The following is a 26,138-nucleotide window of genomic DNA, read 5'->3' as shown; positions in this document are numbered from 1 at the left end:
GCCGCCGCGCGCGTCCCGTCCTACTTCCCCGACAGCAGCGGCGACCAGGTCGGGTCCGAGGCGTAGGACGGGGTCGGGACCGGCTGCTCCACCTTGCCGGTGATGTCGACCATGTAGAGCTTGCCGCCGCCCTGGCCGCCCGGATCGCGGAAGAACAGCACGTACTGGCCGTTCGGCGCGAAGGTCGGGCCCTCGTTGTGGAAGCCTTCCGTGAGCACGCGCTCGCCCGTTCCGTCCGGCTTCATCACGCAGATGGCGAAGCCGCCCTTGCGCTGGCGCGTGAAGGCGATGAGGTCGCCGCGCGGCGACCAGGCCGGCTGCGAGGCGGAGCCCTCGCCGAAGGAGAGGCGGGTGGGCGTCCCCCCCGAGGCGCTCATGACGTAGATCTGCTGCGAGCCGCCGCGATCGGACTCGAACACGATCTGGCTGCCGTCGGGCGAGAAGGTCGGCGAGGTGTCGATGGCATTGCCGTTGGTGACCGGCGTCTGCGCCTTCGAGGCGAGGTCCATGATGACGATGTCGGCGTTGCCGCCCTCCTGGACGCTCATCACGAGACGACGGCCGTCGGGGGAGAAGCGCGGGCTGGTGCTCATCGAGCCGGACTTGCCGAGGGCCTGCCGGCTGCCGGTCTCGAGGTTGATGACCTGGATGCGCGGCTGCTGGCCGGTGGTCTGGGTCATGAAGGCGATGTCCTGGGTCGCCGGCGAGTAGCGCGGCGCGACCACGGCGTTGTCGCCATTGGTGAGCGCCCGCACGTTGGCGCCGTCCTGGTCCATCACCATCAGGCGCTTGCGCCGGTTTTCCTTCGAGCCGGACTCGTCCACGAAGGCGATGCGGCTGTCGAACCAGGGGCCGAGGCCGGTGATCTTGGTGTAGACCGCGTCCGAGATGAGGTGGCCGGTGCGGCGCGCATTGGCCGGATCGGTGCCGTATTGCTGGCCGGTCATCTGCTGGCCCGAGGTGACGTCCCAGAGGCGGAACTCGACCTTGAGCTTGCCCGAGGCGTCACGCGCCACCCGCCCGGTGATCAGGGCCTGAACGCCCGCCGCCTTCCACTTCTCGAAACCCGGGACCGCATCGAAGCCCGGGGCCTCGGGGAACTTCGCTTTCTCGACGGGCGTGAAGTAGCCCGACCGGCGCAGGTTGTTCGTGACCACGCTGGAGACGAGGAGGCCCAGGCTCGGATCCCCCGAGAAATCCGTGACCGCGATCGGCATCGGCTGGAACGACCCGCCGCCGATGCGCAGGTTGAGCTGCGCCGCAGCCGGGTTCAGGCCGCACAGGACGAGGGCCAGGAGGGCGAGGAGCGACGTCAGGCCCTTGGGAAGACTGGGATGCATGATCGATTCCGTGGTCGTGGGAATGCGAGGATCGTCGATGTGGTCGGAGGGGAGCGTGGCTGCGGATCTGCGCCTGTCCTGGCGGATCGGGCCGAGGGCTTGCCTCGGCCCCCGTGAACGCCGGGCATCCGCACGCTTCGACGCGGTCACGCTCCGACGGGCCTATCACACCCGCGAGAACTCGAACTCCGCGTTGATGGCTTTCCAGTCGTTGTAATACGGCGCGTACTGGGCCGGGATCTTGTAGGGCGCGCAGCGACGCACGGCGCGCTGAGCCGCCTCGGCGATCGACCGATCGACCGCGTTGGCGCCGCCCCGCATGATGCGCGGTTCGGAGGTCAGCGTGCCGTCCGGATTGAGCCGGATGTCGAGCATCGGCAGCACCACGCCTTGGGTGGCACCGGGCGGCGCCACGTAACAGCGCTCGATCTGCTGCTGGAGCATGCCCACGAGGGCATCGCGCAGGGAGGGCGACAGGCGCTGGGCGTTGCCGGAGGCCGCGCCCAGGGATGCGGTGCGCTGCACCTCGCGGCCGGTGGCGCCGGTGGATTGCGAGGGCGCCTTCGAGGCGAGGAGCGAACGGATGTCGCCCGCGCTGAACTTGTCGGCGAGTTCGGCCTGCTTCTTGGCCTTCGCTTCCCCATCCGCCTTCGCCTTGGCGTCGGCCATCGCCTTGGCCTTCGCCTTGGCGGCGGCCTCGGCCTTGGCCTTCGCGGCGGCCTCGGCCTTGGCCTCGGCGTCCGCCTCCGCCTTGGCTTCGGCGAGCTCCTTCTGACGCTCGGCCTCCGCCTTGGCTTTCGCCTCCGCGACCGCCTTCGCCTTGGCCTCGGCTTCCTTCTCGGCCTTCGCCTCGGCGTCGGCCTTCGCCTTGGCCTCCGCCCGTGCTTTGCGGGCCGCCTCCGCCTTCGCCTCGGCCTTCGCAGCCTCGACCTTGGCGGCGGCTTCGGCCTTGGCCTCGGCTTCCGCCTCCTGCTTCTCGATGAGTTCGGCGAGTTGCTCGCGCTTGACGGCCTCGGCCTTGGCCTTCGCGGCGGCGGCGGCCTTGGCTTCGGCCGCCGCGGCTTTGGCCTCGGCAGCGGCGGCAGCCTTCGCCTCGGCGGCGGCGGCGGCCTTGGCTTCGGCGGCGGCCGCAGCCTTCGCGGCGTCCGCCTTCGCGGCCTTTTCCGCCGCTTCGGCCTTGGCCGCTTCCGCCTTGGCGGCTTCGGCCTTGGCGTCCTGCGGATCGGGCTCGCTGGAGCGCAGCGGCATCTCCTCGGCGCTCGCCACCTTCATGTCGGCGGGGCGCTTCGGCGGGGCCGGGGCATCGACCTTGGCGTTCTCGGGCTCGCGCTCCTCGAACTTCTCGGCGACGCGGTCGGCACGCGGCTTGGCGTTGGGCTGGGGCGCATCGGCGTTGCGCTCGCCCTTGGTCAGCTCCGAATATTGCTGCTCGGTCATCACCTCGACGGGCACGCCCTCCTGCGCGTCCGGCAGGGCGGGCGCCGCCACCGAGAGCAGGGCGACCGTCAGCAGGCCGACATGCGTCGCCGCCGAGACCCAGACGCCCGGTTCACTGCGCTTGAAGGGAATCCGCACCGCCGGGCCCGCTACTTCTGGTCCGGCTCGGTGACCAGGGCGACCTTCTTGAAGCCGCCGCCGGTCACGATCGCCATCACCTGGGCGACGCGGCCGTAATCGACCCGCTTGTCGCCGCGCACGAACACGCGCTCCTCGAAGCCGGCCTTCGAGCTCTCGGTGAGCTTCGGGACGATGGTGTCGTCGGAGAGTTCGCTCTCCCCGAGGAAGACCTGGCCCGACTGCCGGATCGACAGGGTCACGGGCTTGGTGTCGGAATTGAGCGGGCTCGCCTTGGATTGCGGCAGGTCGAGGGGCACGCCCACCGTCATCATCGGCGCCGCGACCATGAAGACGATCAGCAGCACGAGCACGACGTCGATGAACGGCGTCATGTTGATCTCGTTGATGGCCGCGTGCCGGCGTCCCCGCCGACGCCGTCCGCCGCCACCCTGCGCTGCTCCGTGGGCCATGCCCATGATCGTTCCTCGGGTGTGGGGGTGGGGTCAGGCGACGAGCGAGAGGCGCTCGTCGATCTGCCGCGAGAGGATGGCGGAGAACTCGTCGGCGAAGCCTTCGAGGCGCGACTGGTTCTTGGCCACCGTGGACTGCAGCTTGTTGTAGGCGAGCACCGCCGGAATGGCGGCGAACAGGCCGATGGCGGTGGCGAACAGCGCCTCGGCGATGCCCGGCGCCACCACGGCCAGCGAGGTGTTCTTGGAGGCGGCGATCGACGTGAAGGCGGTCATGATGCCCCAGACCGTGCCGAACAGGCCGATATAGGGACCGGCCGACCCGATGGAGGCGAGGAAGAGCAGGCGCGACTCGAGGCGCTCGACCTCGCGCTGGATCGTCACGTCCAGCACCTTGTCGATGCGCTGGGACAGGCTCTGGATCTGGCGCCCGGAGCCCTCGAAGGAGCGCTTCCACTCGCGCATCGCGGCCACGAACAGGGCGCCCTGCCCCACCGGCTGCCGGTCGTTGAACGAGCGATAGAGCTCCTCCAGGGAGCGGCCGGACCAGAAGGCCTCCTCGAAGGCGTCCATCTCGGCCTTGGTGCGCCGGAACAGGAGGGTCTTGTCGACGATGATCGACCAGCACCAGATCGAGGCCCCGATCAGCCCGAGCATCACGATCTTGACGACGAAATGCGCCTGCAGGAACAAGCCGAGCAGGGTCATGTCGGGGGCCGGCATCGCCTGCATGGCATCGGCTGGGTTCATGACATGATCCTCGAAAAACCCCGCGCGGAGCCGTCACGGAACCGGTGGTCCGTCCTGCGCGCTTCAACCGGAACTTTGAGCGATTTCAAGGCTCAATGGCCCGCGAATCTGTCGAAAGTATGAGCCGGCCGTGTGCAGTGCACCCGTCCGGCCCGAGGGAAGTTAAGCACCCGGCAGGGTTAACATTCCCTTGCGGCCCGCGCGGGCAGAGCCCCGGAGGGGGCCGAGGGATCGGGATGTCCGCCGCGCGTCCTCGGCGAACGCCGCCGGAGAACAACATTTGTCCAGAGGCTGAACACGAACGGCTCAACTGCGCTTTAACGAAATTTTAAGCATCATCACAGATAAAACTAGATCATTGCTATCGAAGACCAAATTCCGGCGGGTCGCTACGATGAAAACCCAGAGAACGATACTGGACGCATGGCGCCGCCCCCACGCCGAGAACCGGGCCAAGGTCTCGCCGCAGATGGATCTGGAAGCGGTCCTCGATGCGCTGCCGGTCAACGTGCTCGTCGTCGATCCCGTGAGCGCGAACATCACGTTCGCCAACCGGCGCAGCATCGAGACCATGCACGCGCTGCGGCAAGACCTGCCCCAGGACGTCGATCCCGACCGCATGGTCGGAACCTCGATGGATGTGTTTCACAAGAACCCCCAGCACCAGCGCAGCATCGTGGCGGACCCGTCGCGCCTGCCCTGGCACACGAAGATCCGCCTCGGCCCCAAGACGCTCGACCTGCATGTCTCGGCGGTGATGGCGCAGGGCGCCTACATCGCCGCCGTCCTGTCCTGGGCCGACGTGACGCCGTTCGCCGACGCGATCACGGCCTTCGACGGGGCCATCCGGGCGGCCCTCGACGGCGCCGGCGATGCCACCGACACCCTGCGCCACGCGGCCAACCAGGTCCTGGAGAAGACGGGCGAAACCTCCGAGGCCGCCGCGACGGCGTCGCGCGGCGCGTCCGGCACCTCGGCCAACGTCCGGACGGTGGCCCGCGCCGTCGAGGAACTCAACACCGCCAATGCCGAGATCACGCAGCAGATGGACCGCTCCCGGTCCGTGACGGGCGAGGCGGTGGAGGAGGCCCGCGAGGCGGTGACGCGCGTGCGCGCCCTCAGCGAGAATTCCGGCCATATCGGCCAGGTCGTCGGGATGATCGGGCAGATCGCCAGCCAGACCAACCTCCTCGCCCTCAACGCGACCATCGAGGCGGCCCGCGCCGGGCCGGCCGGACGCGGCTTCGCCGTCGTGGCCAGCGAGGTCAAGGAGCTCGCGGCCCAGACCGCCCGGGCGACGGACGACGTGTCCCGTCAGGTCGCGATGATCCAGGCCGCGACGACGTCCACGGCGTCCACCATCGAGCGCATCGCCGGCATCATCGGGAGGATCGACGAGAGCGCCATCTCCATCGGCTCGGCCGTCGAGGAGCAGTCGGCCACCGCCACCGAGATCCGCCGCAGCGTCGAGGAGGCCTCGGGCCGGACCGAGACGGTGAGTTCCAGCGTCGCCGCCGTCGCCACGAGCGCGACGGATTCGGCCGACGCGGCCCAGAGCATGCTGCGCGCGACCGCGGATCTCAATCGCGAGATCGAGGCGGTGGCGGGCGCGGTCAAGCTCTTCCTGGGCGAAGTCCGCAAGATCTGACGCGGACGCGGCCACCTCCGGGCGCGGGACCGGACGTCGGCACAGGCCCCGCTACGATGACCGGGGCGTGGGATCGGTGTCGTCGCGCTCCGGGGACAGGAGCCGCCGCAGGCTGTCGGGCAGGCGGATCGCGCGACCGTCGCGCACGCAGGCGACGACGACCTCGGCCTTCACCAGCACCGCGCCGTCCCGCCGGACCTCCTGGGCGAGGTGCATCGAGGCGCCCTTCATCGCGGTCGTCCAGGTCCGGACCTCGAGGAGGTCGTCCATCCGCGCCGGCTTGGCATAGTCGATCACCATGCGGCGCACGACGAAGTGCAGGCCGGCCGCGTCCCGGTGCAGGTCGGACTGGTCGCCCGCGAGCCCGCGCAGGAGTTCGGTGCGTCCCCGCTCCATGAAGCGCAGGTAGCTCGCGTGGTAGACGAAGCCCGAGAAGTCGGTGTCCTCGTAATAGACGCGCACCGCGAGGGCGTGCACGCCGGGTTCGGGCTGGGTCAACGTGGCGGCTCCCGGATTCGTGATGAACGCCCCCCGCGGCCCGCAGACCGCCCGCCGAGGCCTCCGCGACGGGGTGCGCAGCGTCCGCGAGCGGTGGGCCGCTCTAGCAGATTCCGAGGGGCGAGCAACGCGGTCCCGCGGGAGGCCGCGCGTCGACGGCGCGGGTTTCGGCGCGGGCGGAGCAAAGATTCCGCCGGAAAGCACGGACGGAAAATTAAGGCGTTCCCACGTTGATCCACCGGAAGGCGCTGGAGCGCCGAGCACTTGGCGCCCCCCGGGAAGCAACGCCGAGTCGCTCCGGGGCGATGTCTGTGCCGCCGTGGCGGTACAAGGATAGGAACATGCTTACGGCCAGCGTTCGGAAGCGATCGGCTCATCTGATCGCCCTGGCGAAAACCCTTCACGCCGGCTCCATCGTGCTGCTCGCATCCGCGGGTGGCGTTCTCGGCCTGGCGATCGCCGCGGGGGCGGGGCTCTTCATCGCGGACCTGCACGGCCGGGCCGTCGCCGATACCGAGCAGAACCTCGTCAGCCTCGCCACCGTCCTGGCGGATCAGGCCGACCGGGCCCTGCAGGCGATCGAGCTCGTGCAGGACGCCCTCATCGACGAGATCCGCGCCGCCGAGATCGCCACGCCCGCGGCCTTCGCGGCCCAGGTCTCGACGCGCGCCATGCACGAGTCCCTGCGCGCCCGCACGGCGGCCCTGCCCCAGGTCAACGCCGTCACGGTGGTCGATCACACCGGGACCCTGCGCAACTTCACCCGGTTCTGGCCCATCCCGGACGTGAACATCGCCGACCGGGCCTACTTCAAGGCCCTGGCCTCGGACCCGCTGCTCCAGCGCTTCGTCAGCGAGCCGGTGCAGAACCGCGGCAACGGAACCTGGACCCTGTACATCGCCCGCAAGATCTCCGCCCCGGACGGGACGTTCCTCGGGCTCGTGCTCGGCGCGGTGGAGCTGGAGTACTTCGCCGGCCTCTACGGCCAGATCGCGCCGCAGCCCGATTACGTGATCTCGCTGTTCCGCACCGACGGCGTGCTGCTGGTGCGCCATCCGCACCGGGACAACGCGATCGGACGCGGGTACACCACGACCGGGGCCGCCCTGATCGCCCTGCAGAACAAGGCCGGCGGCGTCACCCGGACCGTCAGCCCGATCGACCAGCAGGACCGGCTCATCGCGACCCGGGCCCTCTCGACCTATCCGGCGACCCTGAGCGTCAGCCGCACCACCGCGGCGGCCCTGGCGCCCTGGCGCCGCCAGGCCACGGTGCTGGGCGCGGCCGCCGGCCTCCTCGACCTCGGGCTCGTCGGGCTCTTCGTGCTCGGCCGGCGCCAGGCCGGCGGCCAGGAACGGCTCCTGCGCGCGGAGGAGCGGGCCCGCAGCGAGCACGCGCTGCGCACGCAATATGCCCGCTTCGGGGTCGCCCTCGACACCATGACCCAAGGGCTCTGCCTGTTCGACCAGGACAACCGGCTGATCGTGATGAACGCGCGCTACGTCGCGCTGCACGGCGTCCCGCCGGACCTGCGCCAGCCCGGCACGACGCTGGCGGCCATCCGGTCCTATCTCACGGCGAGCAACGGCGATCGCGCTCCGCCCTGGCCCGCCCCGGAGGAGGCCGCGCGATCGCCGGCCTCCTTCACCTGGGATCTCGCCGATGGGCGGGCCATCGCCGTCAAGCACGTTCCGATCCGGGGCGGCTGGCAATGCACGCACGAGGACGTCACGGAGCGCCGCCGGAGCGAGGCGCAGATCGTCCGGATGGCGCGCCACGATGCGCTGACCGGATTGCCCAACCGGGCCTTCCTGCGCGAGCACATGGCGGGCGTGCTCGCCGGCCGCGGCGGCAGGCGGACGGCGGTGCTCTACCTCGACCTCGACGGCTTCAAGGGGGTCAACGACACCCTGGGTCATCCGGCCGGGGATGCCCTCCTGTGCCTGGCGGGGCAGCGCCTGCGGGAATGCCTGCGCCCGTCCGATTTCGTCGCGCGCCTGGGGGGCGACGAGTTCGCCATCGTGCAGTCCGGGATCGTCGCGCCCGGGGAGGCGGCCGATCTCGCCGCGCGCCTCGTCGCGATGCTCCAGATGCCCTTCGCGGTCCAGGACCGGGAGATCGTCATCGGCACCAGCATCGGCATCGCCCTCGTGGAGCCGACGGACACCGAGAGCGACGCCGTCCTGCGCCGTGCCGACGTGGCCCTGTACCAGGCCAAGGCGGCGGGCCGGGGCACCTGGCGCTTCTTCGAGACCGACATGGACGTGGACATCCAGCGCCGGCACCAGCTCGGGACCGAGCTGCGGCGCGCCTTGGCGGCCGGGCAGTTCGAGCTGCACTACCAGCCCCTCGTCGCGGCCGGGACCCGGACCCTCAAGGGCTTCGAGGCGCTGCTGCGCTGGCGCCATCCCCAGGAGGGCCTGATCGGTCCGGCGACCTTCATTCCCCTGGCCGAGGAGATGGGCCTGATCCGGTCGATCGGCGCCTGGGTCCTGGCCCAGGCCTGCCGCGACGCGGCGACCTGGCCGGACACGCTCACGATCGCCGTCAACCTCTCCTCCGTGCAGTTCCTCCGCGGCGACCTCGTCGAGGACGTGACGCGGGCGCTGATCGGCGCCGGACTCGTGGCGAGCCGGCTGGAACTGGAGATCACCGAATCCGTGCTCCTGCGCGACCACGCCGACACCTTCCGGATCCTGCATCGCCTGAAGAGCCTCGGTGTCCGGATCGCGATGGACGATTTCGGCACGGGCTATTCGAGCGTCAGCTACCTGCGCCGGTTTCCCTTCGACACGCTCAAGATCGATCAGTCCTTCGTCCGCACCCTCGGGCAGGACGGGGGCGCCATCGCCATCGTCCGGGCCCTGGTGGGCCTCGGCAAGGCCTGCAACATGGGCGTCGTCGCCGAGGGCGTCGAGACGGCCGAGCAGGCCGCCCTCCTCGAGGCGGAAGGCTGCGACGCGCTGCAGGGCTTCCTCTTCAGTCGGGCCCGGCCGGCGCCCGACCTCACGGACATCCTGACCCGCCGGACCTTCGCCCTGCCGGATCGCGCGGACGCGCGGTCCGACCGGACGCACCAGCGCGACGCGGCCTGATACGGGGTCCGCTCGAGCGAAGCGGGCCCGGATCGGCAAGCCCGCGCGGCGCTCGAGCGAAGCCCAAATCCGCCATCCCGTAGGGATCGGAAGGATTTGGTACGATCCCTCGGCCGCACGCCGTTCAGGCGTCCGGGTCGCCGGCGTTGAACAGGCCGAACTGCCCGCTCGGTTCGCGCCGGGGCTCGGGAAAGCCCATGTGGCGGAAGGCGTGGGGCGTGAGCATGCGCCCGCGCGGGGTGCGCTGGACAAACCCCTTCTGGATCAGGAACGGCTCGATGATGTCCTCGATCGCGTCGCGGGGCTCCGACAGCGCGGCCGCGATGGTCTCGATCCCGACCGGCCCGCCGTTGAAGGAGCTCGCGATCATCGTCAGGTACTTGCGGTCCATCACGTCGAGGCCCGCCGGATCGACGTCGAGGAGTTGCAGCGCCCGGTCGGCGATGGCGCGGGTCACCGTGGGCGCATCGGCCACGATGGCGAAGTCGCGCACCCGGCGCAGCAGCCGCCCGGCGATGCGGGGCGTCCCCCGGGCGCGCTTGGCGATCTCGTTGGCGCCCTCCGGCGACATGCCGAGGCCGAGCACCCGGGCGCCCCGGCTGACGATGAGCTCGAGCTCGTCGACGTCGTAGAATTCCAGCCGGATCGGAATGCCGAACCGGTCGCGCAGGGGCGTGGTCAGCAGGCCGGCGCGGGTGGTGGCCCCGACCAGGGTGAACTTGGGCAGCTCGATCTTCACCGAGCGGGCGGCCGGCCCCTCGCCGATGATGAGGTCGAGCTGGTAATCCTCCATCGCCGGATAGAGGATCTCCTCCACCGCCGGATTGAGGCGGTGGATCTCGTCGATGAAGAGCACGTCGCGCTCTTCCAGGTTCGTCAGCTGGGCGGCGAGGTCGCCCGCCTTGGCGATGACCGGGCCGGAGGTGGAGCGGAAGTTCACCCCGAGTTCGCGGGCGACGATCTGCGCCAGCGTCGTCTTGCCGAGGCCGGGCGGCCCGACGAACAGCACGTGGTCCAGGGCCGAACCGGTCTTCTTGGCCGACTCGATGAAGATGCTCATGTTGGCGCGCGCCGCCCGCTGTCCGATGAATTCGGACAGGCTCAAGGGCCGGATCGACTGCTCCAGGTCGTCCTCGCGCCGCTCGGGCGTGAGGAGCGATTCGGGAAGCGGATGGAGGGTCGGCGATTTGGGCGCCGATGCCTTCGAGGTGGGTCTCGCAGGTTTGCTCACACGGATTCTCGGTGGGGGCCGGGGCCAGCGTCCATCATCTGTTCTCCTGGCGGATGTCGCATAACGGCGCCGTTCGCGCTACATTCCCGTCGCGGCGCAGGGCGTGTGGGGCGCGGGTTCGTCGCAGCCGGAGAGCTTCCCGTGGGCGGTGCGTCGCAGGAATTCGAACGGATGGCCCTCGACGACTTCGAGGAGTTGCTGGCCGATAAGCCCCGTAACGAGCGCTGGGAGCTGATCGGGGGACGCGTGGTCCGGATGATGGTCGGCGCGCGCTGGGAGCATGCGCGGATCGTCCAGAACATCGCCCTGGGCCTGGAAGTCGGTTTTCGCGCGAAGGAATCGTCCTGCCAGACCTTCACCGAAACATTCTACATGAAGAGCAAAACCCTGGAGGCCGCGATGCTTCCGGATGTGCTCGTCGTCTGCGGCGACATCGAACCAGGCGCAACGTCTGTTGAGAATCCCACGGTCCTGGTCGAGGTGCTCTCACCTGGGACCGAAGCCCGGGATCGCTTCGAGAAGTGGGCCGTCTATCAGCAGCTCGCCTCACTTCAGCACTATGTGCTGGTGGCGCGGGACCGGCCGCATCTCGAGGTCTTCGACCGCATCGAAGGACGCTGGAGCGGGTATCGGGTGATCGATGGCCTCGATGAGGTCCTCGATCTTTCGACGATCCAGGCGGTGCTGTCCCTGCGCGATATCTACTTTCGGGTCCTATCCGTTTGAGCGCCGGGCCTCGAAGCCCGGCGCCCCATCATTCCTAGCTTTATTCGGCTTCGGGAGCGATCGGCTCCAGGCCGCCGATGTGCTTCTGGGCGTAGAGCGGCAGGCCGATCTGGCCGATCAGCTCCAGCTGCGTCTCGAGGAAGTCGATATGGCCCTCCTCGTCCTCGGCCAGATCCTCGAACAGGCGCTTCGACACCCGGTCGTTGATCGAATCACAGTACTTGGCCGCCTCGAGGTACAGCGCGCGCGCCTCGTTCTCGGCGGCGAGATCGCACTCGATGATCTCCTGGACATTCTGACCGATCCGCAGGGGATCGAGTTCCTGCAGGTTCGGGAAGCCGTCGAGGAACAGGATCCGGTCGACGAACCGATCCGCGTGGTTCATCTCCTCGATGGATTCCTTGCGCCAGAACTTGGCGAGCTCGATGTAACCCCAGTCGTTGAGCATGCGGAAATGGAGCCAGTACTGGCTGACCGCCGTGAGCTCGCTGCGCAGTCCCCGATTGAGGTACTCGACGACCTTCGCATCACCCTTCATCCGCCCAATCTCCCTTGAGGCACGTTCAGCCGGAGGGGAGCTTCAGCACCCGGAATGGGCGCTCAGGCGGCGATCCCCTCCTCCGCAGCCTGGACCTTGACCAAACTACAGGAGCTCGCGCAAGTCGCCGTGCACGCATGCGCGGCCTCATCGCGGGCATTTTCGAGGGCGTTCTGCAGGATGCCGCGGATGGTCCGGGCGCAGCGCCCGCATTTCGGGCTGCACCCGAGGCAGGCCTGGACCTGGGCCGGCGTGCGCGGACAATCCGGGCCGCGATGCAGGCAGGCGCGCACCGCGCGATCGGACAGGACGTTGCAGGAACAGACGATCATGCGGGACCGTGACTCGTGCGTGGCTCGCGTGTCGGGTAGAGGCCGCCGGGTGAGGGTTTCACCCGGCCACTTCGTCGAATCTGAGGCGGTGTTGACGCCAGAGCGCAAAAGCTGAGCCCGTGCATCGGATTGGCGCGTAGATTAGAATAATTGAAAACTGCTTTACTTTCAGCAGGTTAGCTGTCTCCTTCCAAACTGGCAACGGGAATGGCGAGCGTCAAGGGCACAATTCCGTCGCGCCCCAACGATCGACGAGCCGTCACCGGGCGAGTTCGCGCAATCCCAGCCGGATGAGGGTCTTGGCCTCGGCGCCCTCGCCCGCGTTCTTGAGGGCCTCGGCGATCGCCGCGGAGGCCTGGACCGGGGCGTAGCCGAGATTGACCAGGGCCGAGATGGCGTCGGCGACGGGCTGCGGCGCCGTGCGGGCCTCGACCGCGCCGGACAGCGCGATCACCGCGGGATCGATGGGCGCGAAGGCCGGGGCCTTGTCCTTGAGTTCCGCCACGAGGCGGGCGGCGAGGCGCGGGCCGACGCCGGGGGCCCGCGCCACCGCGCCCTTGTCGCCCATGGCGATGGCCGAGGCGAGAGCCCCGGGCTCGAGCACCGAGAGCAGGCCGAGGGCGACCTTGCTGCCCACGCCCTGCACGGTCTGGAGCAGGCGGAACCACTCGCGCTCGGCATCCGAGCGGAAGCCGTAGAGCCGGATCATGTCCTCCCGGACATGGGTCTCGATGGCGAGGTCCGCCGCCTCGCCGATGCCGGGCAGGCGCTGGAGCGTCCGGGCGGAGCAGTGGACCACGTAGCCGACGCCCTGCACGTCGAGGATCACGAAATCCTCGCCATAGGAATCCACCACGCCCTTCAGCTTGCCGATCATCGCCTCGCCCATCCCTCGCGCCGCCGGATGCCCATCCGTCGGCGGATTGCCTACAGGCCGGCGCGCCCGAGCGCCATGTGCTCCGTCGCGACGGCGGCCGGCCCGCCTTGAGGCCGCGCGGCGTTCGTGAAATCAAAGGCGCCCTGCCCGACACACACGGATGACCGTCTCGATGCGCCAGACCGCGCTGCTCCTCGCCTCCGGGCTCCTGTTCACCGCCGGCGCGGCCCGGGCGGCCGAGACGCCGGCACCGGCACCGGCCACGCCGGCACCGGCCGCGCCCTCCAGCGATCCGACCCAGGTGCGTCCGGGCGACTACGTGCTCGATTCCGCCCACGGCAAGATCACCTGGTCGGTGAGCCACCTCGGTTTCTCGACCTATTACGGCCAGATCACCGACGTGACCGCGCAGGCGGTGCTCGACCCGAAGGAGCCGGCCAAATCCACCCTCACGGTCACCATCGGCACCGACAGCGTCAACGGCCTCGACGACCGGCTCAACCAGCACCTCAAGGCGCCGGACTTCTTCGACACCGCAAAGTTCCCCAAGGCCACGTTCACCGCGACCAGCATCGAGCCGACGAGCCCCGCCACCGCGCGGGTCAACGGCGACCTGACGCTCAAGGGGGTGACGCGGCCGGTGGCCTTCGACGCCACCTTCAACCAGGCCGGGATCAACCCGGTGAACCAGGCCTACACGGTCGGCTTCGACGGACGGGCGGTGATCAAGCGCTCGGATTTCGGCATCAACGCCTTCCTGCCGCTCCTCGGCGACGAGGTGTCCCTGCGGCTCGAGGGCGAGTTCAAGGCTGTGGAGTGAGGCCGCGCCCCGACGGCCCCAGGCGCCGGTAGATCGCGGCGAGGAGGGCCGTCACCAGGACGAGCAGCGCCATGTCGATCAGGCTGGAGGCGAGGATCCGGACGGCCAGGACGACGGGGGGCAGGTCGGCCCCGGAGCGCTCGGGCGCGTGCAGCATCCGGTCCACGAGGCCGAGCGGCAGGATCGTGGCCACGAGGATCACGCCGATCCGGGCGGCCGATCCGCGGGTCATCGCGAGCACGCCGCGCAGGGTCGCCTCGGGGGCGCCGACCGCCAGGGCCGGCGCGAGCAGGCTGGTCCAGATCTGCAGGAGCAGGAGGGCGATCCAGGCGAGCAGGCCGACGATCAGCGGACCCGGACCGAGCCGCTCCGGCGCGAGGCCCCGGTCCAGCACCCCGCTGACCAGGAGCCAGAACAGCTCGAGGGCGAGGAAGTCCTGGAACGGCCCCGCCCGGCCCGCCACGACCGCCCGCACGGAGCCGTCGGCCCCGAGGAGGAGCCGGAACATCGCCATCCAGTAGGGGGCGAGCAGGATCGTGCAGAGGCCGTCGACCAGGAAGAGGTCGTCCTGGAAGCGCGCGGGCCGCGTCGGGTCGCCCATCAGCGTGTGGGCCGCCTCCTTGGCCAGGACGACGAGGAACGCCGCGGTGGTCGCCGAGCCGAGGGCGCGGATCGCCGGAAGCGCGGACCGCACGCCTTCCCGCAGCGTCTCGCCGACCGGCAGCGCCGGCCGCGTCGTTCCCTGGTGGGCCATTCCGTTCGATCTCCGCCCCGCGCGCGCGTCGCGCACGGAGGCACTGCACAAGCGCCCGGGCGGAGTCCAGGGCGCGGCGCGGTCAGGTGCGCGCCAGGGCCGCCGCGATGCGGGCCGCCGCCAGGCTGCTCGTCCCGGCCACGGGGGCGTGCTGGCGCTTGAGGGCATGGGCGCCCCGGTGGCTGTTGTGGGTGATGGCGATGGCGAGCGCATCCGCCGCGTCGGCCACCTTGAACTCGGCCTTCGGCAGCAGGAACTTCACCATGGCCTGGATCTGGACCTTGTCGGCATGTCCCGAGCCCGCGACCGTCTTCTTGATCAGGTTGGCGGAATACTCGAACACCGGCATGCCGGCGAGCGCCGGGACCAGCAGCGCCACCGCGCGGGCATGGCCGAGCTTCAGCGTCGCCTGCGCGTCCTTGTTGACGAAGGTCTCCTCGACCGAGACCTCGTCCGGCTGGAAGGCCCCGACGATGCGGGTGATGCCCTCGTAGAGCTCGCGCAGGCGCAGGGCGAGCGGCAGGTCCCCGTCCGAGGTGACGACGCCGCAATCGACGTAGGCGAGCTTGGTCCCCGTGGCCGTGACGACGCCCCAGCCGGTGCGCCGCAGGCCCGGATCGATGCCGAGGATGCGAACGGGAACGGTCATGCGGACTGGGTCATGGCTGGCGCGGCTCCGGGCGCGAAGATCGCGCCGTTCGAGCGTTAGGGACATACCGTGAACGGAGCGTTATGCCAATCCGCGCCGCGGCGATGGCGGCCGCGGTGGCGCGACGGACCGAACAAACCCGTCGCAAGGAAATCCGGACCTCGCGTCGGACCAAACGGACGCGATGCGTCCGCGCGGGGCGGTCGTTACGAAGGACGCGGATCGATCGGACGAGACAGGCAGACCGGCGCGGGGACCTCCCCGATCCCAGACGGACCTGTAACCGCTCCTTAGACTGTTCGCCCGTATTCTCACAGGACACCATTCAGGCGGACGGGTTTCCTCGTGATCGACGCCCAGGCCCATCGCCCGAACCGGCTCCGCGGACCCGTGGCGATCCTCGCGACCCCGATCCTGCCGGCCGGCCTGGCGGCGCGCGCCGGATCCTCCGACCGCGTCTCCCGGCTCGACGCGTCCGGAGCCCGGCTCGTCCCCGACGCCCGGTTCGCGACGGGCTGCACGCCCGCCTCGCGAACCTGATCGCTCCGACCCGAAGACCCCGACGCTCCCCTCTGGATCCGACCCGGCGATGACGACCCTCGACACCCTTCGGCAGCGTTTCGGCCGCTTCCTCATCGGCCTCCTCTGGCTGCACCTGCCGATCGTCGTGCTCGCGGCCTGGATCGCCGGGAATCCGATGCTGGTGCCGGTGTCGGTCGCCGGCGGCCTCGCCGGCCTCAGCACGCTGATGTGGCGGCGCTCCGCCATCGGCCCGGCGACCCGGCTGGTGAGCAGCCTGTCCCTGATCGGCATGGCCGCGATCCTGCTCTCGGCCTTCGCCGGGCATCCGTGGCAGGTCGACCTGCACATGTATTTCTTCGCCGGCCTGGCGGTGAGCGTCGCCTGGTGCGACTGGACCATCCTGGTGGCCTGCGCCGCCGCCGTCGCCGGGCACCACCTCACCCTGAACCTCGCGATGCCGGCCCTGATCTTCTCCGGCGCCGCCCAGCGCTCGGACCTCGCCCGCGTGATGCTGCACGCGGTCATCCTGATCCTCGAAACGGGCGTGCTGGCCTGGGTCGCCCGCACCCTCGCGACGGCCTTCGCGGCGCAGGCGGCCTCCGAGGGCGCCATCCGCGCCCAGATGGAGCGCATGCAGGCTCTGGAATCGGAGACCGCGCTGGCGCGGGCGGGCGCCGATGCGCAGCGCAGGGCCGCCCTGCGGCAGACCGCCCGGTCCTTCGAGTCGACGGTGAGCGGCATCCTGAGCCGGGTCACGCAGGCGGCGGGGGCGCTGCAGGGCAGCGCGCAGACCATGACGGGAACGGCAGAGGGCACGGCGGGGCGCGCCGGGTCCGTGGTCGGCGCCGCCGAGATGGCCGCGCAGAATGTCGGTCGGGTGGCCGGTGCGGCCGAGGAACTCGGCGCCACCGTCGCGGAGATCGGCCGGCAGGTCGCGGATTCGGCCCGGATGGCCCAGGGGGCGGTGGGGCAGGCCGATGCCACCGGCCGCCTGGTTCACGCCCTGAGCACGGGCGCGGCCCGGATCGGGGACGTCGTCGGCCTGATCTCGGGCATCGCCGGCCAGACCAACCTGCTCGCCCTCAACGCGACGATCGAGGCGGCGCGGGCCGGCGAGGCCGGTCGCGGCTTCGCCGTTGTGGCGGCCGAGGTCAAGGAACTCGCCAGCCAGACCGCCCGGGCGACAGAGGAGATCACGCAGCAGATCCACGCGATCCAGGGGACGACCGGCGAGGCGGTGACGGCCATCGAGGCCATCGCCGCGCAGATCCGCACCATGAGCCGGACCGCGGACGCCATCGCGGCGGCGGTGGACCAGCAGGGCTCCGCGACCCGGGAGATCATCCGCAACGTGGGCGCGGCGGCGACCGGCACGGGGGCGATCACCGACACCATCGGGGGCGTCGCCCAGTCGGCCGAAGCGACGAGTGCCGCGGCCGCCTCGGTTCTCGTCTCGGCCTCCGCGCTGGCGCAGGAGGCCGATCAGCTCGGCACCGAGGTGAACCGCATCCTCGAAACCCTGAAGGCCGCCTGACGGGCCGGCTTCGATCAGCCCTGGAGCTTCTCCATCAGGGCGTCCGAGAGCGCGAAGTTCACGAAGACGTTCTGGACGTCGTCCTGGTCCTCGATCACCTCGACGAGGCGGATCAGCTTCTCGCCGGTCTCGTCGTCGACCTCGATGGTGTTCTGCGCCTTCCACACGAGGGCCGTGCGGCGCGGCTCGCCGAAGCGGGCCTCCAGGGCCTTCGAGACCTCGCCGTAGGCCTCCTGCGCGCAGGTGATCTCGTGGCCGGATTCGTCCGAGCGCACGTCGTCGGCGCCGGCCTCGATGGCGGCCTCCAGCATGGTGTCGGCATCCGCCACCTTGGCGTCGAACTCCACCACGCCGACATGGTCGAACATGAAGGAGACGGCGCCCGTCTCCGCCAGGCTGCCGCCCGACTTCGTGAAGGCCGAGCGCACGTCGCTGGCCGTGCGGTTGCGGTTGTCGGTCTGCGCCTCGACGATCAGGGCGGCGCCGCCGGGGCCGTAGCCCTCGTAGCGGATCTCGTCGTAGCTCTCCGCATCGGCCCCCTGCGCCTTCTTGATCGCGCGCTCGATGTTGTCCTTGGGCACGTTCTCGGCGCGGGCCGCGATGATGGCGGCGCGCAGACGCGCATTCATCGCCGGGTCCGGCAGCCCGAGCTTGGCCGCGACGGTGATCTCGCGGGCGAGCTTGCCGAACAGCTTCGAGCGGACCGCGTCGACGCGGCCCTTCCGGTGCATGATGTTCTTGAACTGGGAATGGCCGGCCATGACGTGACCCTAGACTGGTAGGAACGAGACCGGATCGCGGGGGCCAGGTGCCGGGGCCATGTGCCGGGGCGGCGGGTCCGCGATGCCGGACGGAAACGGGGTTGGCCGGCTTATAGGCCGCGGGCCGCACCCCTGACAACGCTGCGCCGCAGCGTGCGCGACCGCGGGCGGTATCCCCCATGGCTATCCGGCGGACAGGGACTATCCTGGGGCGATGACACAGCAGGCCATCGATCGGGCACGGCCCGAAAGCTCCGGCAGGGATTTCCGCGCCCGGCCCGGGCCGGACGCGCAGACCCATCGGGACGCGCCGACGACACAGCGCTGGCTCAAGCTCGGCCTCGCGGGCGCGCTCGGGATCGTCGCCGGCGCGATGCTGTTTCCGACCCGCGCCGAGGGCGCGCCGCCCGGACGCGGCGGGACGCGGCGCCCCGGGCCCTGACGTCCGCTCTCAGCCGGTGACCCGCGCGTGCCAGTCGCGCAGGGCGGCCACGGTCACGACGCCGTCCGGCCAGGCATATCCGGACAGGTGCCGGTGGGGTGCGCCGGGCTCGCCGAGATCGGAGACCGCCGAGAACGCCCCGTCGAGGCGGTGGCTCTCGGTGTAGCGGCTGCGCGTGGCGATCACCGGCAATCCGGCATCGAGGGCAGAGCGGATGCCGGCGGCGGAATCCTCGAAGGCGATCGCCTCCGAGGCCGAGACCTCGAGGCGCGCGAGCGCGAGATCGAAGACGTCGGGGGCCGGCTTCTTGCGCGGCGCCTCGTCGCCGCAGGCGATGACGTCGAAGGGGACGTCGCCCGCGGGAAAGTTGATCCGCAGCAGGGTGTCGACGTTGGGTCGGCTCGTCGTGCTGGCCACCGCGAGCTTGAGCCCGGCCGCCCGCGCCTCCGCGATCAGGCGGCCCACCCCGGGGCGCAGGGCGAGGCTGCCGCCCTCCACGAGGTCGCCATAGCGCCGGGTCTTGCGGTCGTGGATGTCGCCCAGGCGCGGGCGCAGGGTCTCGACCGCGTCGGCGTGCTCGGTCTCGACGTAGTGGCGCAGGCGTTCCTTGCCGCCCATCACCGTCAGAAGATCGGCGTAGCGGGCCGGGGACCAGGACCAGGGCAGGCCGAGATCCGCGAAGGCGCCGTTGAAGGCCTGCCGGTGGAGGTCCTCCGTCTCGGCGAGCGTCCCGTCGACGTCGAAGATCAGCGCCCTCAGCATGAGAGGGGACCGCCCCCGACCGCCGCAGCGCCCGCGCGGATCGCCGCGATCCGGTCCGCGTAGCCGGCCGGCCCGCCCTTGAACACGGCATTGCCGGCCACGAAGGCGTTGGCGCCCGCGCGGGCGGCCAGGGCCACGGTCTCGGGGCCGATGCCGCCGTCGACCTCGATGTCGATCGCGCGGCCGGCGGTCATCGCCCGGATCCGCCGGATGGTCTCCAGGGTCGAGGGAATGAAGCTCTGGCCGCCGAAGCCCGGATTGACCGTCATCACCAGGACGAGGTCGACGAGGTCGAGGAGCGGCTCGATCGCCGAGGCCGGCGTCCCCGGATTGAGGGCGATGCCGGCGCGCTTGCCCAGATCCCGGATCGCCTGGAGCGAGCGGTGGATGTGCGGGCCGGCCTCCACATGCACCGAGATCGCATCGGCGCCGGCCTCCGCGAAGGCCGCGAGGTAGGGATCGGCCGGGGCGATCATCAGGTGCACGTCGAAGGGCTTGGTCGAGTGCGGCCGCAGGGCCTTGATCACCGCCGGGCCGAAGGTGAGGTTGGGCACGAAGTGTCCGTCCATCACGTCGAGGTGGATCCAGTCGGCCCCGGCCTCGGACACCGCGCGCACCTCCTCGCCGAGCGCGGCGAAATCCGCCGAGAGGATCGAGGGCGAGATGATCGGGCCGTTCATGGTGGGTTCCTCCGGAGCCTCGTGACCGCGCTCAGGCCATGCGGCGCTTGCGCTCGACGAGCTGCATGATGATCGGGGTCAGGATGAGCTGCATGGCAAGGTCGAGCTTGCCGCCCGGGATGACGATCGAATTGGCGCGGCTCATGAAGGAGCCCTGGATCATCGAGATCAGGTAGGAGAAGTCGATGCCCTTGGGGTCCTTGAAGCGGATCACCACCAGCGATTCGTCGGCCGTCGGGATCCAGCGGGCGATGAAGGGGTTCGAGGTGTCCACCGTCGGCACCCGCTGGAAGTTGATGTCGGTCCAGGTGAATTGCGGGCAGATGGTCTGCACGTAGTCGGGCATCCGCCGCAGGATCACGTCGGTGACGGCCTCGGTGGAATAGCCCCGGAACGAGCGGTCCCGGTGCAGCTTCTGGATCCACTCGAGATTGATCACCGGCACCACGCCGATCTTCAGGTCGGCGTAGCGGGCCATGTCGACGTTGTCGTCGACGACGCAGCCGTGCAGGCCCTCGTAGAACAGCAGGTCGGATCCCGGCGCGAACGCCTCCCAGTCCGTGAAGGTGCCGGGCTCGGTGCCGTAGAGCGCCGCGTCCGCCGCATCGTGGGCGTAGTGCCGGGTGCGGCCGCCCCCGGATTCGCCGTAGGTGCGGAAGACCTCCTCCAGCTCCGGCAGGAGATTGGCGCGCGGCGCGAAGTGGCTGAGGTTCGGCTCCGCGACCATCATGCGGCGCATGGTGTCGCGATCGTAGGCGTGAAACGCATCGCCCTCGATGTAGACCGCGCTCACGTCCTCGCGGCGGAAGATCTGCTCGAAGGTGTTGCGGACCGAGGTGGTCCCGGCCCCCGAGGAGCCGGTGACCGAGATGATGGGGTGACGCGCCGACATCTGTGTGCGTGCTGTCCCGTGCGGGCGCGCTAGCTGCGCATCAGGCCGCGCTGCCCGAACAGGGGCGAGCGACCGGCGGCGGCGTTGCGGCCATCGAAGTACTTGGCCACGCAGGCGACCTCGTCGAGGGAGCCGAAGATCAGCGGCACGCGCTCGTGGATGCCGGTGGCGCGGATGTCGAGGATCCGACGCTCGCCGTCGATGGCCCCGGCCCCCGCCTGCTCCATCAGCATGGCGATCGGGGCGGCCTCGTAGAGGAGGCGCAGGCGGCCCTGCGCGTAGCCCTTCCGGTTGTCTCCCGGATAGAGGAACACGCCGCCGCGCAGGAGCACGCGCTGGGCGTCCGCCACCAGCGAGCCGAGCCAGCGCATGTTGAAGTCCTTGTCCAGCGGGCCTTCGGAGCCGCGCAGGCAATCCTCGATATAGGCCTTCACCGGGCCGTCCCAGTTCCGGGCGTTCGAGGCGTTGATCGCGTATTCCTTGGCCGCGGCCACCACCTCGATGCGCGGATGCGTGAGGCGGAAGGTCCGCGTCGCCCGGTCCAGGGTGTAGATCTGGGTGCCGTGGCCGAGGGTGATCACCAGGGAGGTGGCGGGCCCGTAGGTGACGAAGCCGGCGGCGATCTGCTCGGAGCCCGGGGTGGTGAAGGCGGCGATCGAGTCCGCGGCACCGGCCACGACCGGGCGGATGCCGAAGATCGAGCCCACCGCCATGTTCACGCCGATGTTCGACGAGCCGTCGAGGGGATCGATCGCCACCGCGAGGGGGGCGCCGGGATTGAGCGGCATCATGCCCTCGGCCTCCTCCGAGGCCACCACCGCCACGGGGGCGCCGCGCAGGGCTTCCGTGAAGCGCTCGTGCGCGAGGACGTCGAGGGCCTTCTGGACGTCGCCGTCGCTGTTGTGGTCGCCGGTGGCGGCGAGGTCGGCACCGCCGAGCATGCCCCGGCCGATCACCTCGCTGACATCGACCGCCGCTTCGGCGCAGGCCGCGATCACGGCCGCCGCGTCGGCGAGCCGCCCATCGGCCGCCACGGTCTTCGCGAGGCAGTCCGCCAGGGTGGACCCGAACTCCAGAGACACCGTCGACATGAATGTCCGTCCTTCTTCCATTCCTGGCCGGGGGTCCGGCCGACTTGACTGCCCGGGTCGACTTGATTGCCCGAGCCGTCTCGGCTGCCGGCCGCCTTGCCGTCCCGGAGGTTCGGCCTGCCCGACCGTGACGTCTCAGGTCGGAGCGCCGCCCGGGACCGACCCGCCCTCGCATCCTGCCCTTGGCACGAGTGCCCCCGCGGGCACCAGTGCCCGCGGCGCATCCATGCCGCGCAGGCCCCTATGGTATCACCGAAAGAATTCTGAAAAAACTTGCGAGCGATTCCAAAAAAACTAGAAAAGCCTGATGCGCAACCTCTCTCTCAAACAGCTCCAGGCGGTCGCCGCCGTCGCCCGCCTCGGCACCATGACGCGCGCCGCCCAGGAGCTCAACGTCACTTCGGCCGCGCTCTACGCCCGCATCCGCCAATTGGAGGAGGAGGCGGGCCTCATGCTGTTCGACCGGACGCCCACCGGGCTGAAACCCACGGATGCGGGCCGCGAAATGCTCTGGGCGATCAACAGCATCAACACGGTGCTGGAGACCTGTGCCGACCGCCTGGAAACCCTGAAGGGCGGCAGCAGCGGTCGCGTGGCGATGGGCGTGGTCTCCACGGCCAAGTACTTCGCCCCGGGCGTGATCGCGGGCTTCATCGGGCTGCACCCGGCGGTGGAGATTAACCTCACGGTGGGAAACCGCGGCAACATGGTCGAGGCGCTGCGCAACTACGAGATCGATTTCGCCATCATGGGGCGTCCGCCCCGGGATTTCGCCATCGAGGCCGAGATCTTCGGCCCGCACCCCATCGTGATCATCGCCGGTCCGCATCACCCCCTCGTGGGCCGAACCGGGCTGACCCGGGCCGAACTCGCCCAGGAATCGTTCCTGGTCCGCGAGGAGGGCTCGGGCACGCGCACGGTGTTCGAGGAGTTCATGGCCGGGGTCATGATCAAGCGGGCGCGGCTCGGCATCGATTCCGGCTCGAACGAGACCATCAAGCAGGCGGTGATGGCGGGGCTCGGCATCGCCCTCATCTCCGCCCACACGGTGGCGGCCGAGCTCGAGAGCGGGCGCCTCGCGGTCCTCGACGTCCAGGGCCTTCCGATCCGGCGCGACTGGTACGCGGTGCGCCGGGCCGACAAGGTGCTCGGGCCGGCGGCGGCGGCCTTCTGGGACTACATCGCCCAGGATGGCGGGCGCTGGCTGCCCCAGCTCCGGCTGTCGCCGAACCCCTCCCCCGTCACCGCGGAGTTCGAGGCATGAGCGCGGCCGGTGTCGTCATCGTCGGCGCCGGCCAGGCCGGCTTCCAGGTCGCGGCCTCCCTGCGCGAGGCGGGCTTCACCGATCCCGTCACGCTCCTGGGCGACGAGGGCCTGCCCTATCAGCGGCCGCCCCTGTCGAAGGCCTACCTCGCCGGCAAGACCGATGCGGTCGGCCTGTGCCTGCGACCCGCCGCCTACTTCGACGAGCACCGCATCGAGCGCCGATCCGGCGTGTCCGCCACGGCGATCGACCGGGCGGCCCGGCAGGTGCGCCTCAGCGACGGCGCCACCCTGGCCTACGATCACCTCGTCCTGGCCACCGGCGCACGCAACCGGAGGCTGCCGGTGCCGGGCGCCGACCTGCCGGGGGTGCACCAGTTGCGCTCCCTGGCCGACGCCGATGCGCTGAAGGCCGCCCGCGGGGCCGCGCGCGCCATCGCCATCGTGGGCGCCGGTTTCATCGGGCTGGAATTTGCCGGCCTCTGCGCCGGATCCGGCCGCCCCGTGACGGTGATCGAGGCCGCGGACCGGCCCATGGCCCGGGCGGTCTCGGCCGAGACCGCCGGGTTCTTCACGCAGGCGCACACCGCTGCCGGCGTCACCTTCGCGTTCGGGGCCGGGGTCCAGGCGCTGGAGGCCGAGGCGGGCCGCGTGGCCCGGGTCCGGCTCGCCGACGGATCGGCGATCGATGCCGATCTCGTCCTCGTCGGCATCGGCGTCGTCCCGAACCAGGACCTCGCCGAAGCGGCGGGCCTCGCCGTCGGCGACGGGATCCACGCCGACCCCTTCCTGGCGACCTCCGATCCGGCGATCTCGGCCCTGGGCGACTGCGCCCGCGTGCCGAGCCGCTTCGCGGACGGGCAGCCCGTGCGCATCGAATCGGTGCAGAACGCCGTGGATCAGGGCCGGTGCCTCGCCGCCCGGCTCAACGGACGCCCGGTCGCCTACGCGGCCGTGCCCTGGTTCTGGAGCGACCAGGGCCCGCACAAGCTGCAGATCGCCGGCCTGACCCGGCCCGACGATGCCAGCGTCGTCCGCCCCACCGAGGGCGGCCTGTCGGTGTTCCGCTTCCGCGACGGGCACTTGAGCGGCGTCGAGACCGTGGACCGGCCCGCCGACCACATGGCGGCCCGGCGCATCCTGGGCCTCGGCCTTCCGCTGACGCCGGAGGCGGCCGCCGATCCGGCCCGGGACCTCAAGGCGCTCGTCAAGGGCGCCTAACGGTCGTTCTCGGTGTTGAGGGCGTCCAGCCGCGTACCCTCGCCGCGTCCCTGCCCGCTGAGGCGGACCCCGTCCGACCCACCCTCCTGGCTGAACACCACGCCATGGGTCATGAACGTGCTGCGCAGGGCCTCGATCTGGCCGGAGGGCTGCTCCCGGCCGCCCGATTCGAAGTCGCGCACGAAATCCGCTCCGAGCCCGAGCCGGCCCGCGAGATCGGCCTCCGACCAGTTCAGAAGGGCGCGGGCCGCCCGCGACTGCGCCGGGGTGATGGTGTTCGGACCCGCGGCCTCGGGCTGCAATCCGCTTGGGGTTCCCTCGTCCGATCCCGTCACCGCATCAACTCCCTGCTCTATGCTCTGCCGGTCAACGGAAACCCGGCCGGTTCGTTCAACGCAAACCGGTCCGCCGGCCGGTTAACGGGGGATCGCGGCGGCGTCCCGTCGAATCCCGGGCCCGCGGCCTTGACCATATTTGTGCTGGAATCTTATCCGATTGGCCGCAGGGCCCGTCCTGTTCTGAGCGGTTCCGTGCGCAACAGCCGCGCCGAGCGCCGAGACAGGCCGGCAGGGTTGCAACGTTCGACGCGACGCGAAGCGCGCTTGTGAGGGGGCCAGACGATGAGAGCGATCCGAATCGCCATGGTGGCCGGCGCCATCGCGGCCGGGGCCATGACGGGAGCCATGACCACGGCGGCGACCGCCCAGATGGGGAACAACGTCACGGGCTTCGGCCGCGAGGGCCGCGAGAAGCCCGAGAAGAAGCAGTACGTTCCGGCGGCCAAGCCCCAGGAAAAGATCTTCCCCCTCGATGCCACCTGGACGGCGGTGAGCCTGAACGGCAAGCCCTTCGGCGGCAACGACCGCCCGAGCTTCACCATCGACAAGCAGTACCGGGCCCGCGGCTACGGCGGCTGCAACACCTTCGCGGCCACCGCCTTCCCGCTCAAGGAGCAGCACCTCGCGGTCGGCCCGCTCGCCCTGACCAAGAAGCCCTGCGACAAGGGCCTCGGCGCCAGCGAGCAGGACTTCTTCATCGCCCTGCGCACCGCCGGGCAGTGGGACCTGGTCGGATCTCAGCTGGTGATCAAGAGCCAGAAGGGCGAGCTGCGCTTCGACCGCGCCCTCTGAGCCGTCCGACGGTTTTAAGCTTCCATTGACGACGATCCGCGGTCGCGGCCGCGGATTTACCCGCCCTTCAAGCCCCACCGTGCCTCCTGAGCCCGGCCGCCGAGCGTTTCGGCGGATGGGGAGAACGCGATGGGCACCAGGGTGGAATGGACCACCGGCAGCAACGGCCTCCGGCCCGGGCTGCGCGAGGAGACCCGCTACACCTGGCCCCAGGGGCTCCATGCGGGCGCCGCGATGATCGTCACCGCCAGCCCGGTCGTCGCCACGATGGTGATGCTCTGCGCCGCGCTGTTGACGCACTGATCCCGGCCGCGCGCCCGTCAGATCGCCGGACGAAGAAATAACTTCTCCATTTCTCGACCACCGCAGGTGAAGACTACTCCAAGTCGGCAGCTTCGTTGCCGACGGAGAAGGATTGTCTTTGATCTCGGGTCTTTGTCGATTGCCTCGACAGAAACGACACGATATCTCCCGGCCCTGAGTTCGTTCCAGGCGGGATCCGGCACGCCCTTGCGCCGGCCTCCGGGACGCAATCCGCACGCTGTTCAGGAGAGA

Annotated in this window: 28 protein-coding genes; 11 read left to right on the top strand and 17 right to left on the bottom strand. The window is 70.4% G+C overall.

What is annotated here, in order from left to right:
* Positions 1 to 20 precede the first annotated feature (20 nt).
* The 4 genes from tolB to tolQ all read right to left on the bottom strand — a co-directional run bounded on the left by tolB (position 21) and on the right by tolQ (position 4,117).
* Positions 21 to 1,340, bottom strand: a complete 1,320-nt coding sequence (gene tolB, locus ASG51_RS12850) for a Tol-Pal system beta propeller repeat protein TolB (protein WP_056214500.1) — start codon at positions 1,338 to 1,340, stop codon at positions 21 to 23.
* A gap of 165 nt (positions 1,341 to 1,505) precedes the next feature.
* Positions 1,506 to 2,915 carry a cell envelope integrity protein TolA gene (gene tolA / locus ASG51_RS12845; RefSeq protein ID WP_056381205.1) on the bottom strand — a complete coding sequence of 470 codons (1,410 nt, stop codon included), beginning with the start codon at positions 2,913 to 2,915 and terminating at the stop codon, positions 1,506 to 1,508.
* An 11-nt stretch (positions 2,916 to 2,926) separates the two neighbouring features.
* Positions 2,927 to 3,373, bottom strand: coding sequence for a biopolymer transporter ExbD (locus ASG51_RS12840; RefSeq protein ID WP_056214495.1), 447 nt, complete (start codon positions 3,371 to 3,373; stop codon positions 2,927 to 2,929).
* Between the two features lie 27 nt (positions 3,374 to 3,400).
* Entirely contained in the window at positions 3,401 to 4,117 is a 717-nt protein-coding gene (gene tolQ / locus ASG51_RS12835) for a protein TolQ (RefSeq protein WP_056214491.1), read from the bottom strand.
* Between the two features lie 394 nt (positions 4,118 to 4,511).
* On the opposite strand from tolQ, the gene ASG51_RS12830 reads away from it, so the two are divergent.
* On the top strand, positions 4,512 to 5,765 hold the full coding sequence (locus ASG51_RS12830) for a methyl-accepting chemotaxis protein (RefSeq protein WP_200941345.1): 1,254 nt from the start codon (positions 4,512 to 4,514) through the stop codon (positions 5,763 to 5,765).
* A 51-nt stretch (positions 5,766 to 5,816) separates the two neighbouring features.
* Here ASG51_RS12830 and ybgC read toward each other — a convergent pair whose 3' ends face one another.
* Positions 5,817 to 6,263 carry a tol-pal system-associated acyl-CoA thioesterase gene (gene ybgC, locus ASG51_RS12825; RefSeq protein ID WP_056381201.1) on the bottom strand — a complete coding sequence of 149 codons (447 nt, stop codon included), beginning with the start codon at positions 6,261 to 6,263 and terminating at the stop codon, positions 5,817 to 5,819.
* Between the two features lie 341 nt (positions 6,264 to 6,604).
* Here ybgC and ASG51_RS12820 point away from each other — a divergent pair, with 341 nt between their 5' ends.
* Positions 6,605 to 9,358: an EAL domain-containing protein gene (locus tag ASG51_RS12820; protein ID WP_056214479.1), complete on the top strand. Its 2,754-nt coding sequence runs from the start codon at positions 6,605 to 6,607 to the stop codon at positions 9,356 to 9,358.
* Between the two features lie 124 nt (positions 9,359 to 9,482).
* On the opposite strand, the gene ruvB is transcribed toward ASG51_RS12820, so the two are convergent.
* Positions 9,483 to 10,484 (bottom strand): Holliday junction branch migration DNA helicase RuvB, encoded by a 1,002-nt coding sequence (gene ruvB, locus ASG51_RS12815; protein WP_056215338.1) that lies wholly within the window; start codon positions 10,482 to 10,484, stop codon positions 9,483 to 9,485.
* Between the two features lie 276 nt (positions 10,485 to 10,760).
* Between ruvB and ASG51_RS12810 the strand changes: the two genes are divergently transcribed.
* Complete coding sequence (locus ASG51_RS12810) at positions 10,761 to 11,315, top strand: Uma2 family endonuclease (RefSeq protein WP_056381199.1); 555 nt, start codon at positions 10,761 to 10,763, stop codon at positions 11,313 to 11,315.
* Between the two features lie 40 nt (positions 11,316 to 11,355).
* Here ASG51_RS12810 and bfr read toward each other — a convergent pair whose 3' ends face one another.
* The 3 genes from bfr to ruvA all read right to left on the bottom strand — a co-directional run bounded on the left by bfr (position 11,356) and on the right by ruvA (position 13,062).
* On the bottom strand, positions 11,356 to 11,853 hold the full coding sequence (bfr, locus tag ASG51_RS12805) for a bacterioferritin (protein WP_056214475.1): 498 nt from the start codon (positions 11,851 to 11,853) through the stop codon (positions 11,356 to 11,358).
* Between the two features lie 62 nt (positions 11,854 to 11,915).
* Entirely contained in the window at positions 11,916 to 12,185 is a 270-nt protein-coding gene (locus tag ASG51_RS12800; protein ID WP_056214472.1) for a (2Fe-2S)-binding protein, read from the bottom strand.
* 259 nt (positions 12,186 to 12,444) lie between these two features.
* Positions 12,445 to 13,062 (bottom strand): Holliday junction branch migration protein RuvA, encoded by a 618-nt coding sequence (gene ruvA / locus ASG51_RS12795; protein WP_056215331.1) that lies wholly within the window; start codon positions 13,060 to 13,062, stop codon positions 12,445 to 12,447.
* A 172-nt stretch (positions 13,063 to 13,234) separates the two neighbouring features.
* Here ruvA and ASG51_RS12790 point away from each other — a divergent pair, with 172 nt between their 5' ends.
* On the top strand, positions 13,235 to 13,882 hold the full coding sequence (locus ASG51_RS12790) for a YceI family protein (protein WP_056381575.1): 648 nt from the start codon (positions 13,235 to 13,237) through the stop codon (positions 13,880 to 13,882).
* Here ASG51_RS12790 and ASG51_RS12785 read toward each other — a convergent pair.
* Both ASG51_RS12785 and ruvC read right to left on the bottom strand, forming a co-directional pair.
* Positions 13,866 to 14,636, bottom strand: a complete 771-nt coding sequence (locus tag ASG51_RS12785; RefSeq protein ID WP_056381197.1) for a hypothetical protein — start codon at positions 14,634 to 14,636, stop codon at positions 13,866 to 13,868. The two genes, ASG51_RS12790 and ASG51_RS12785, sit on opposite strands and share 17 nt — an antisense overlap.
* Before the next feature lie 82 nt (positions 14,637 to 14,718).
* On the bottom strand, positions 14,719 to 15,285 hold the full coding sequence (gene ruvC, locus ASG51_RS12780) for a crossover junction endodeoxyribonuclease RuvC (protein ID WP_056214464.1): 567 nt from the start codon (positions 15,283 to 15,285) through the stop codon (positions 14,719 to 14,721).
* Between the two features lie 345 nt (positions 15,286 to 15,630).
* Between ruvC and ASG51_RS12775 the strand changes: the two genes are divergently transcribed.
* On the top strand, positions 15,631 to 15,825 hold the full coding sequence (locus tag ASG51_RS12775) for a hypothetical protein (protein WP_056275182.1): 195 nt from the start codon (positions 15,631 to 15,633) through the stop codon (positions 15,823 to 15,825).
* 49 nt (positions 15,826 to 15,874) lie between these two features.
* Positions 15,875 to 17,341 (top strand): methyl-accepting chemotaxis protein, encoded by a 1,467-nt coding sequence (locus tag ASG51_RS12770; RefSeq protein WP_056381195.1) that lies wholly within the window; start codon positions 15,875 to 15,877, stop codon positions 17,339 to 17,341.
* Between the two features lie 14 nt (positions 17,342 to 17,355).
* On the opposite strand, the gene ASG51_RS12765 is transcribed toward ASG51_RS12770, so the two are convergent.
* Positions 17,356 to 18,102: a YebC/PmpR family DNA-binding transcriptional regulator gene (locus ASG51_RS12765; RefSeq protein WP_056214451.1), complete on the bottom strand. Its 747-nt coding sequence runs from the start codon at positions 18,100 to 18,102 to the stop codon at positions 17,356 to 17,358.
* 214 nt (positions 18,103 to 18,316) lie between these two features.
* On the opposite strand from ASG51_RS12765, the gene ASG51_RS24650 reads away from it, so the two are divergent.
* On the top strand, positions 18,317 to 18,544 hold the full coding sequence (locus ASG51_RS24650; protein ID WP_056352381.1) for a hypothetical protein: 228 nt from the start codon (positions 18,317 to 18,319) through the stop codon (positions 18,542 to 18,544).
* A gap of 9 nt (positions 18,545 to 18,553) precedes the next feature.
* On the opposite strand, the gene ASG51_RS12755 is transcribed toward ASG51_RS24650, so the two are convergent.
* The 4 genes from ASG51_RS12755 to ASG51_RS12740 are packed head-to-tail and all read right to left on the bottom strand — an operon-like array spanning position 18,554 to position 21,969.
* On the bottom strand, positions 18,554 to 19,306 hold the full coding sequence (locus ASG51_RS12755; RefSeq protein WP_056214443.1) for an HAD-IA family hydrolase: 753 nt from the start codon (positions 19,304 to 19,306) through the stop codon (positions 18,554 to 18,556).
* On the bottom strand, positions 19,300 to 19,986 hold the full coding sequence (gene rpe, locus ASG51_RS12750; protein WP_056214440.1) for a ribulose-phosphate 3-epimerase: 687 nt from the start codon (positions 19,984 to 19,986) through the stop codon (positions 19,300 to 19,302). The genes ASG51_RS12755 and rpe overlap by 7 nt, the downstream gene beginning before the upstream one ends.
* 31 nt (positions 19,987 to 20,017) lie before the next feature.
* The gene (locus tag ASG51_RS12745; protein ID WP_056214436.1) at positions 20,018 to 20,878 is read right to left on the bottom strand and encodes a phosphoribulokinase; all 861 of its coding nucleotides are present in this window, start codon (positions 20,876 to 20,878) and stop codon (positions 20,018 to 20,020) included.
* A 29-nt stretch (positions 20,879 to 20,907) separates the two neighbouring features.
* Positions 20,908 to 21,969: a class 1 fructose-bisphosphatase gene (locus ASG51_RS12740; protein ID WP_200941344.1), complete on the bottom strand. Its 1,062-nt coding sequence runs from the start codon at positions 21,967 to 21,969 to the stop codon at positions 20,908 to 20,910.
* Positions 21,970 to 22,276: 307 nt separating this feature from the next.
* Between ASG51_RS12740 and ASG51_RS12735 the strand changes: the two genes are divergently transcribed.
* Together ASG51_RS12735 and ASG51_RS12730 are read left to right on the top strand one after the other, a co-directional pair.
* A complete protein-coding gene (locus tag ASG51_RS12735; protein ID WP_056214432.1) occupies positions 22,277 to 23,233 on the top strand; it encodes a LysR family transcriptional regulator in 957 nt (318 codons plus the stop codon).
* Positions 23,230 to 24,453 (top strand): FAD-dependent oxidoreductase, encoded by a 1,224-nt coding sequence (locus ASG51_RS12730; protein ID WP_056381194.1) that lies wholly within the window; start codon positions 23,230 to 23,232, stop codon positions 24,451 to 24,453. The genes ASG51_RS12735 and ASG51_RS12730 overlap by 4 nt, the downstream gene beginning before the upstream one ends.
* On the opposite strand, the gene ASG51_RS12725 is transcribed toward ASG51_RS12730, so the two are convergent.
* A complete protein-coding gene (locus ASG51_RS12725) occupies positions 24,450 to 24,788 on the bottom strand; it encodes a helix-turn-helix domain-containing protein (RefSeq protein ID WP_056214425.1) in 339 nt (112 codons plus the stop codon). The genes ASG51_RS12730 and ASG51_RS12725 overlap by 4 nt on opposite strands.
* Positions 24,789 to 25,073: 285 nt before the next feature.
* Here ASG51_RS12725 and ASG51_RS12720 point away from each other — a divergent pair, with 285 nt between their 5' ends.
* Positions 25,074 to 25,583: an META domain-containing protein gene (locus ASG51_RS12720; RefSeq protein ID WP_056214419.1), complete on the top strand. Its 510-nt coding sequence runs from the start codon at positions 25,074 to 25,076 to the stop codon at positions 25,581 to 25,583.
* A 129-nt stretch (positions 25,584 to 25,712) separates the two neighbouring features.
* Positions 25,713 to 25,886 (top strand): hypothetical protein, encoded by a 174-nt coding sequence (locus ASG51_RS24190; RefSeq protein ID WP_156389704.1) that lies wholly within the window; start codon positions 25,713 to 25,715, stop codon positions 25,884 to 25,886.
* Positions 25,887 to 26,138: the final 252 nt, after the last annotated feature.

Source organism: Methylobacterium sp. Leaf465, from assembly GCF_001424705.1.
In the GTDB taxonomy this organism is placed as follows: domain Bacteria; phylum Pseudomonadota; class Alphaproteobacteria; order Rhizobiales; family Beijerinckiaceae; genus Methylobacterium.
This window is presented reverse-complemented; position numbering and strand designations above follow the sequence as displayed.

What these genes read in the sequence shown, in the direction of transcription:
- tolB (WP_056214500.1), bottom strand. Translation starts at nt 1,340, where the DNA reads ATGCATCCCAGTCTTCCCAAGGGCCTGACGTCGCTCCTCGCCCTCCTG.
- ASG51_RS12840 (WP_056214495.1), bottom strand. Translation starts at nt 3,373, where the DNA reads ATGGGCATGGCCCACGGAGCAGCGCAGGGTGGCGGCGGACGGCGTCGG.
- tolQ (WP_056214491.1), bottom strand. Translation starts at nt 4,117, where the DNA reads ATGAACCCAGCCGATGCCATGCAGGCGATGCCGGCCCCCGACATGACC.
- ASG51_RS12830 (WP_200941345.1), top strand. Translation starts at nt 4,512, where the DNA reads ATGAAAACCCAGAGAACGATACTGGACGCATGGCGCCGCCCCCACGCC.
- ASG51_RS12820 (WP_056214479.1), top strand. Translation starts at nt 6,605, where the DNA reads ATGCTTACGGCCAGCGTTCGGAAGCGATCGGCTCATCTGATCGCCCTG.
- ASG51_RS12810 (WP_056381199.1), top strand. Translation starts at nt 10,761, where the DNA reads ATGGCCCTCGACGACTTCGAGGAGTTGCTGGCCGATAAGCCCCGTAAC.
- bfr (WP_056214475.1), bottom strand. Translation starts at nt 11,853, where the DNA reads ATGAAGGGTGATGCGAAGGTCGTCGAGTACCTCAATCGGGGACTGCGC.
- ASG51_RS12800 (WP_056214472.1), bottom strand. Translation starts at nt 12,185, where the DNA reads ATGATCGTCTGTTCCTGCAACGTCCTGTCCGATCGCGCGGTGCGCGCC.
- ruvA (WP_056215331.1), bottom strand. Translation starts at nt 13,062, where the DNA reads ATGATCGGCAAGCTGAAGGGCGTGGTGGATTCCTATGGCGAGGATTTC.
- ASG51_RS12790 (WP_056381575.1), top strand. Translation starts at nt 13,235, where the DNA reads ATGCGCCAGACCGCGCTGCTCCTCGCCTCCGGGCTCCTGTTCACCGCC.
- ASG51_RS12785 (WP_056381197.1), bottom strand. Translation starts at nt 14,636, where the DNA reads ATGGCCCACCAGGGAACGACGCGGCCGGCGCTGCCGGTCGGCGAGACG.
- ruvC (WP_056214464.1), bottom strand. Translation starts at nt 15,285, where the DNA reads ATGACCGTTCCCGTTCGCATCCTCGGCATCGATCCGGGCCTGCGGCGC.
- ASG51_RS12770 (WP_056381195.1), top strand. Translation starts at nt 15,875, where the DNA reads ATGACGACCCTCGACACCCTTCGGCAGCGTTTCGGCCGCTTCCTCATC.
- ASG51_RS12765 (WP_056214451.1), bottom strand. Translation starts at nt 18,102, where the DNA reads ATGGCCGGCCATTCCCAGTTCAAGAACATCATGCACCGGAAGGGCCGC.
- ASG51_RS24650 (WP_056352381.1), top strand. Translation starts at nt 18,317, where the DNA reads ATGACACAGCAGGCCATCGATCGGGCACGGCCCGAAAGCTCCGGCAGG.
- ASG51_RS12755 (WP_056214443.1), bottom strand. Translation starts at nt 19,306, where the DNA reads ATGCTGAGGGCGCTGATCTTCGACGTCGACGGGACGCTCGCCGAGACG.
- rpe (WP_056214440.1), bottom strand. Translation starts at nt 19,986, where the DNA reads ATGAACGGCCCGATCATCTCGCCCTCGATCCTCTCGGCGGATTTCGCC.
- ASG51_RS12745 (WP_056214436.1), bottom strand. Translation starts at nt 20,878, where the DNA reads ATGTCGGCGCGTCACCCCATCATCTCGGTCACCGGCTCCTCGGGGGCC.
- ASG51_RS12740 (WP_200941344.1), bottom strand. Translation starts at nt 21,969, where the DNA reads ATGTCGACGGTGTCTCTGGAGTTCGGGTCCACCCTGGCGGACTGCCTC.
- ASG51_RS12735 (WP_056214432.1), top strand. Translation starts at nt 22,277, where the DNA reads ATGCGCAACCTCTCTCTCAAACAGCTCCAGGCGGTCGCCGCCGTCGCC.
- ASG51_RS12730 (WP_056381194.1), top strand. Translation starts at nt 23,230, where the DNA reads ATGAGCGCGGCCGGTGTCGTCATCGTCGGCGCCGGCCAGGCCGGCTTC.
- ASG51_RS12720 (WP_056214419.1), top strand. Translation starts at nt 25,074, where the DNA reads ATGAGAGCGATCCGAATCGCCATGGTGGCCGGCGCCATCGCGGCCGGG.
- ASG51_RS24190 (WP_156389704.1), top strand. Translation starts at nt 25,713, where the DNA reads ATGGGCACCAGGGTGGAATGGACCACCGGCAGCAACGGCCTCCGGCCC.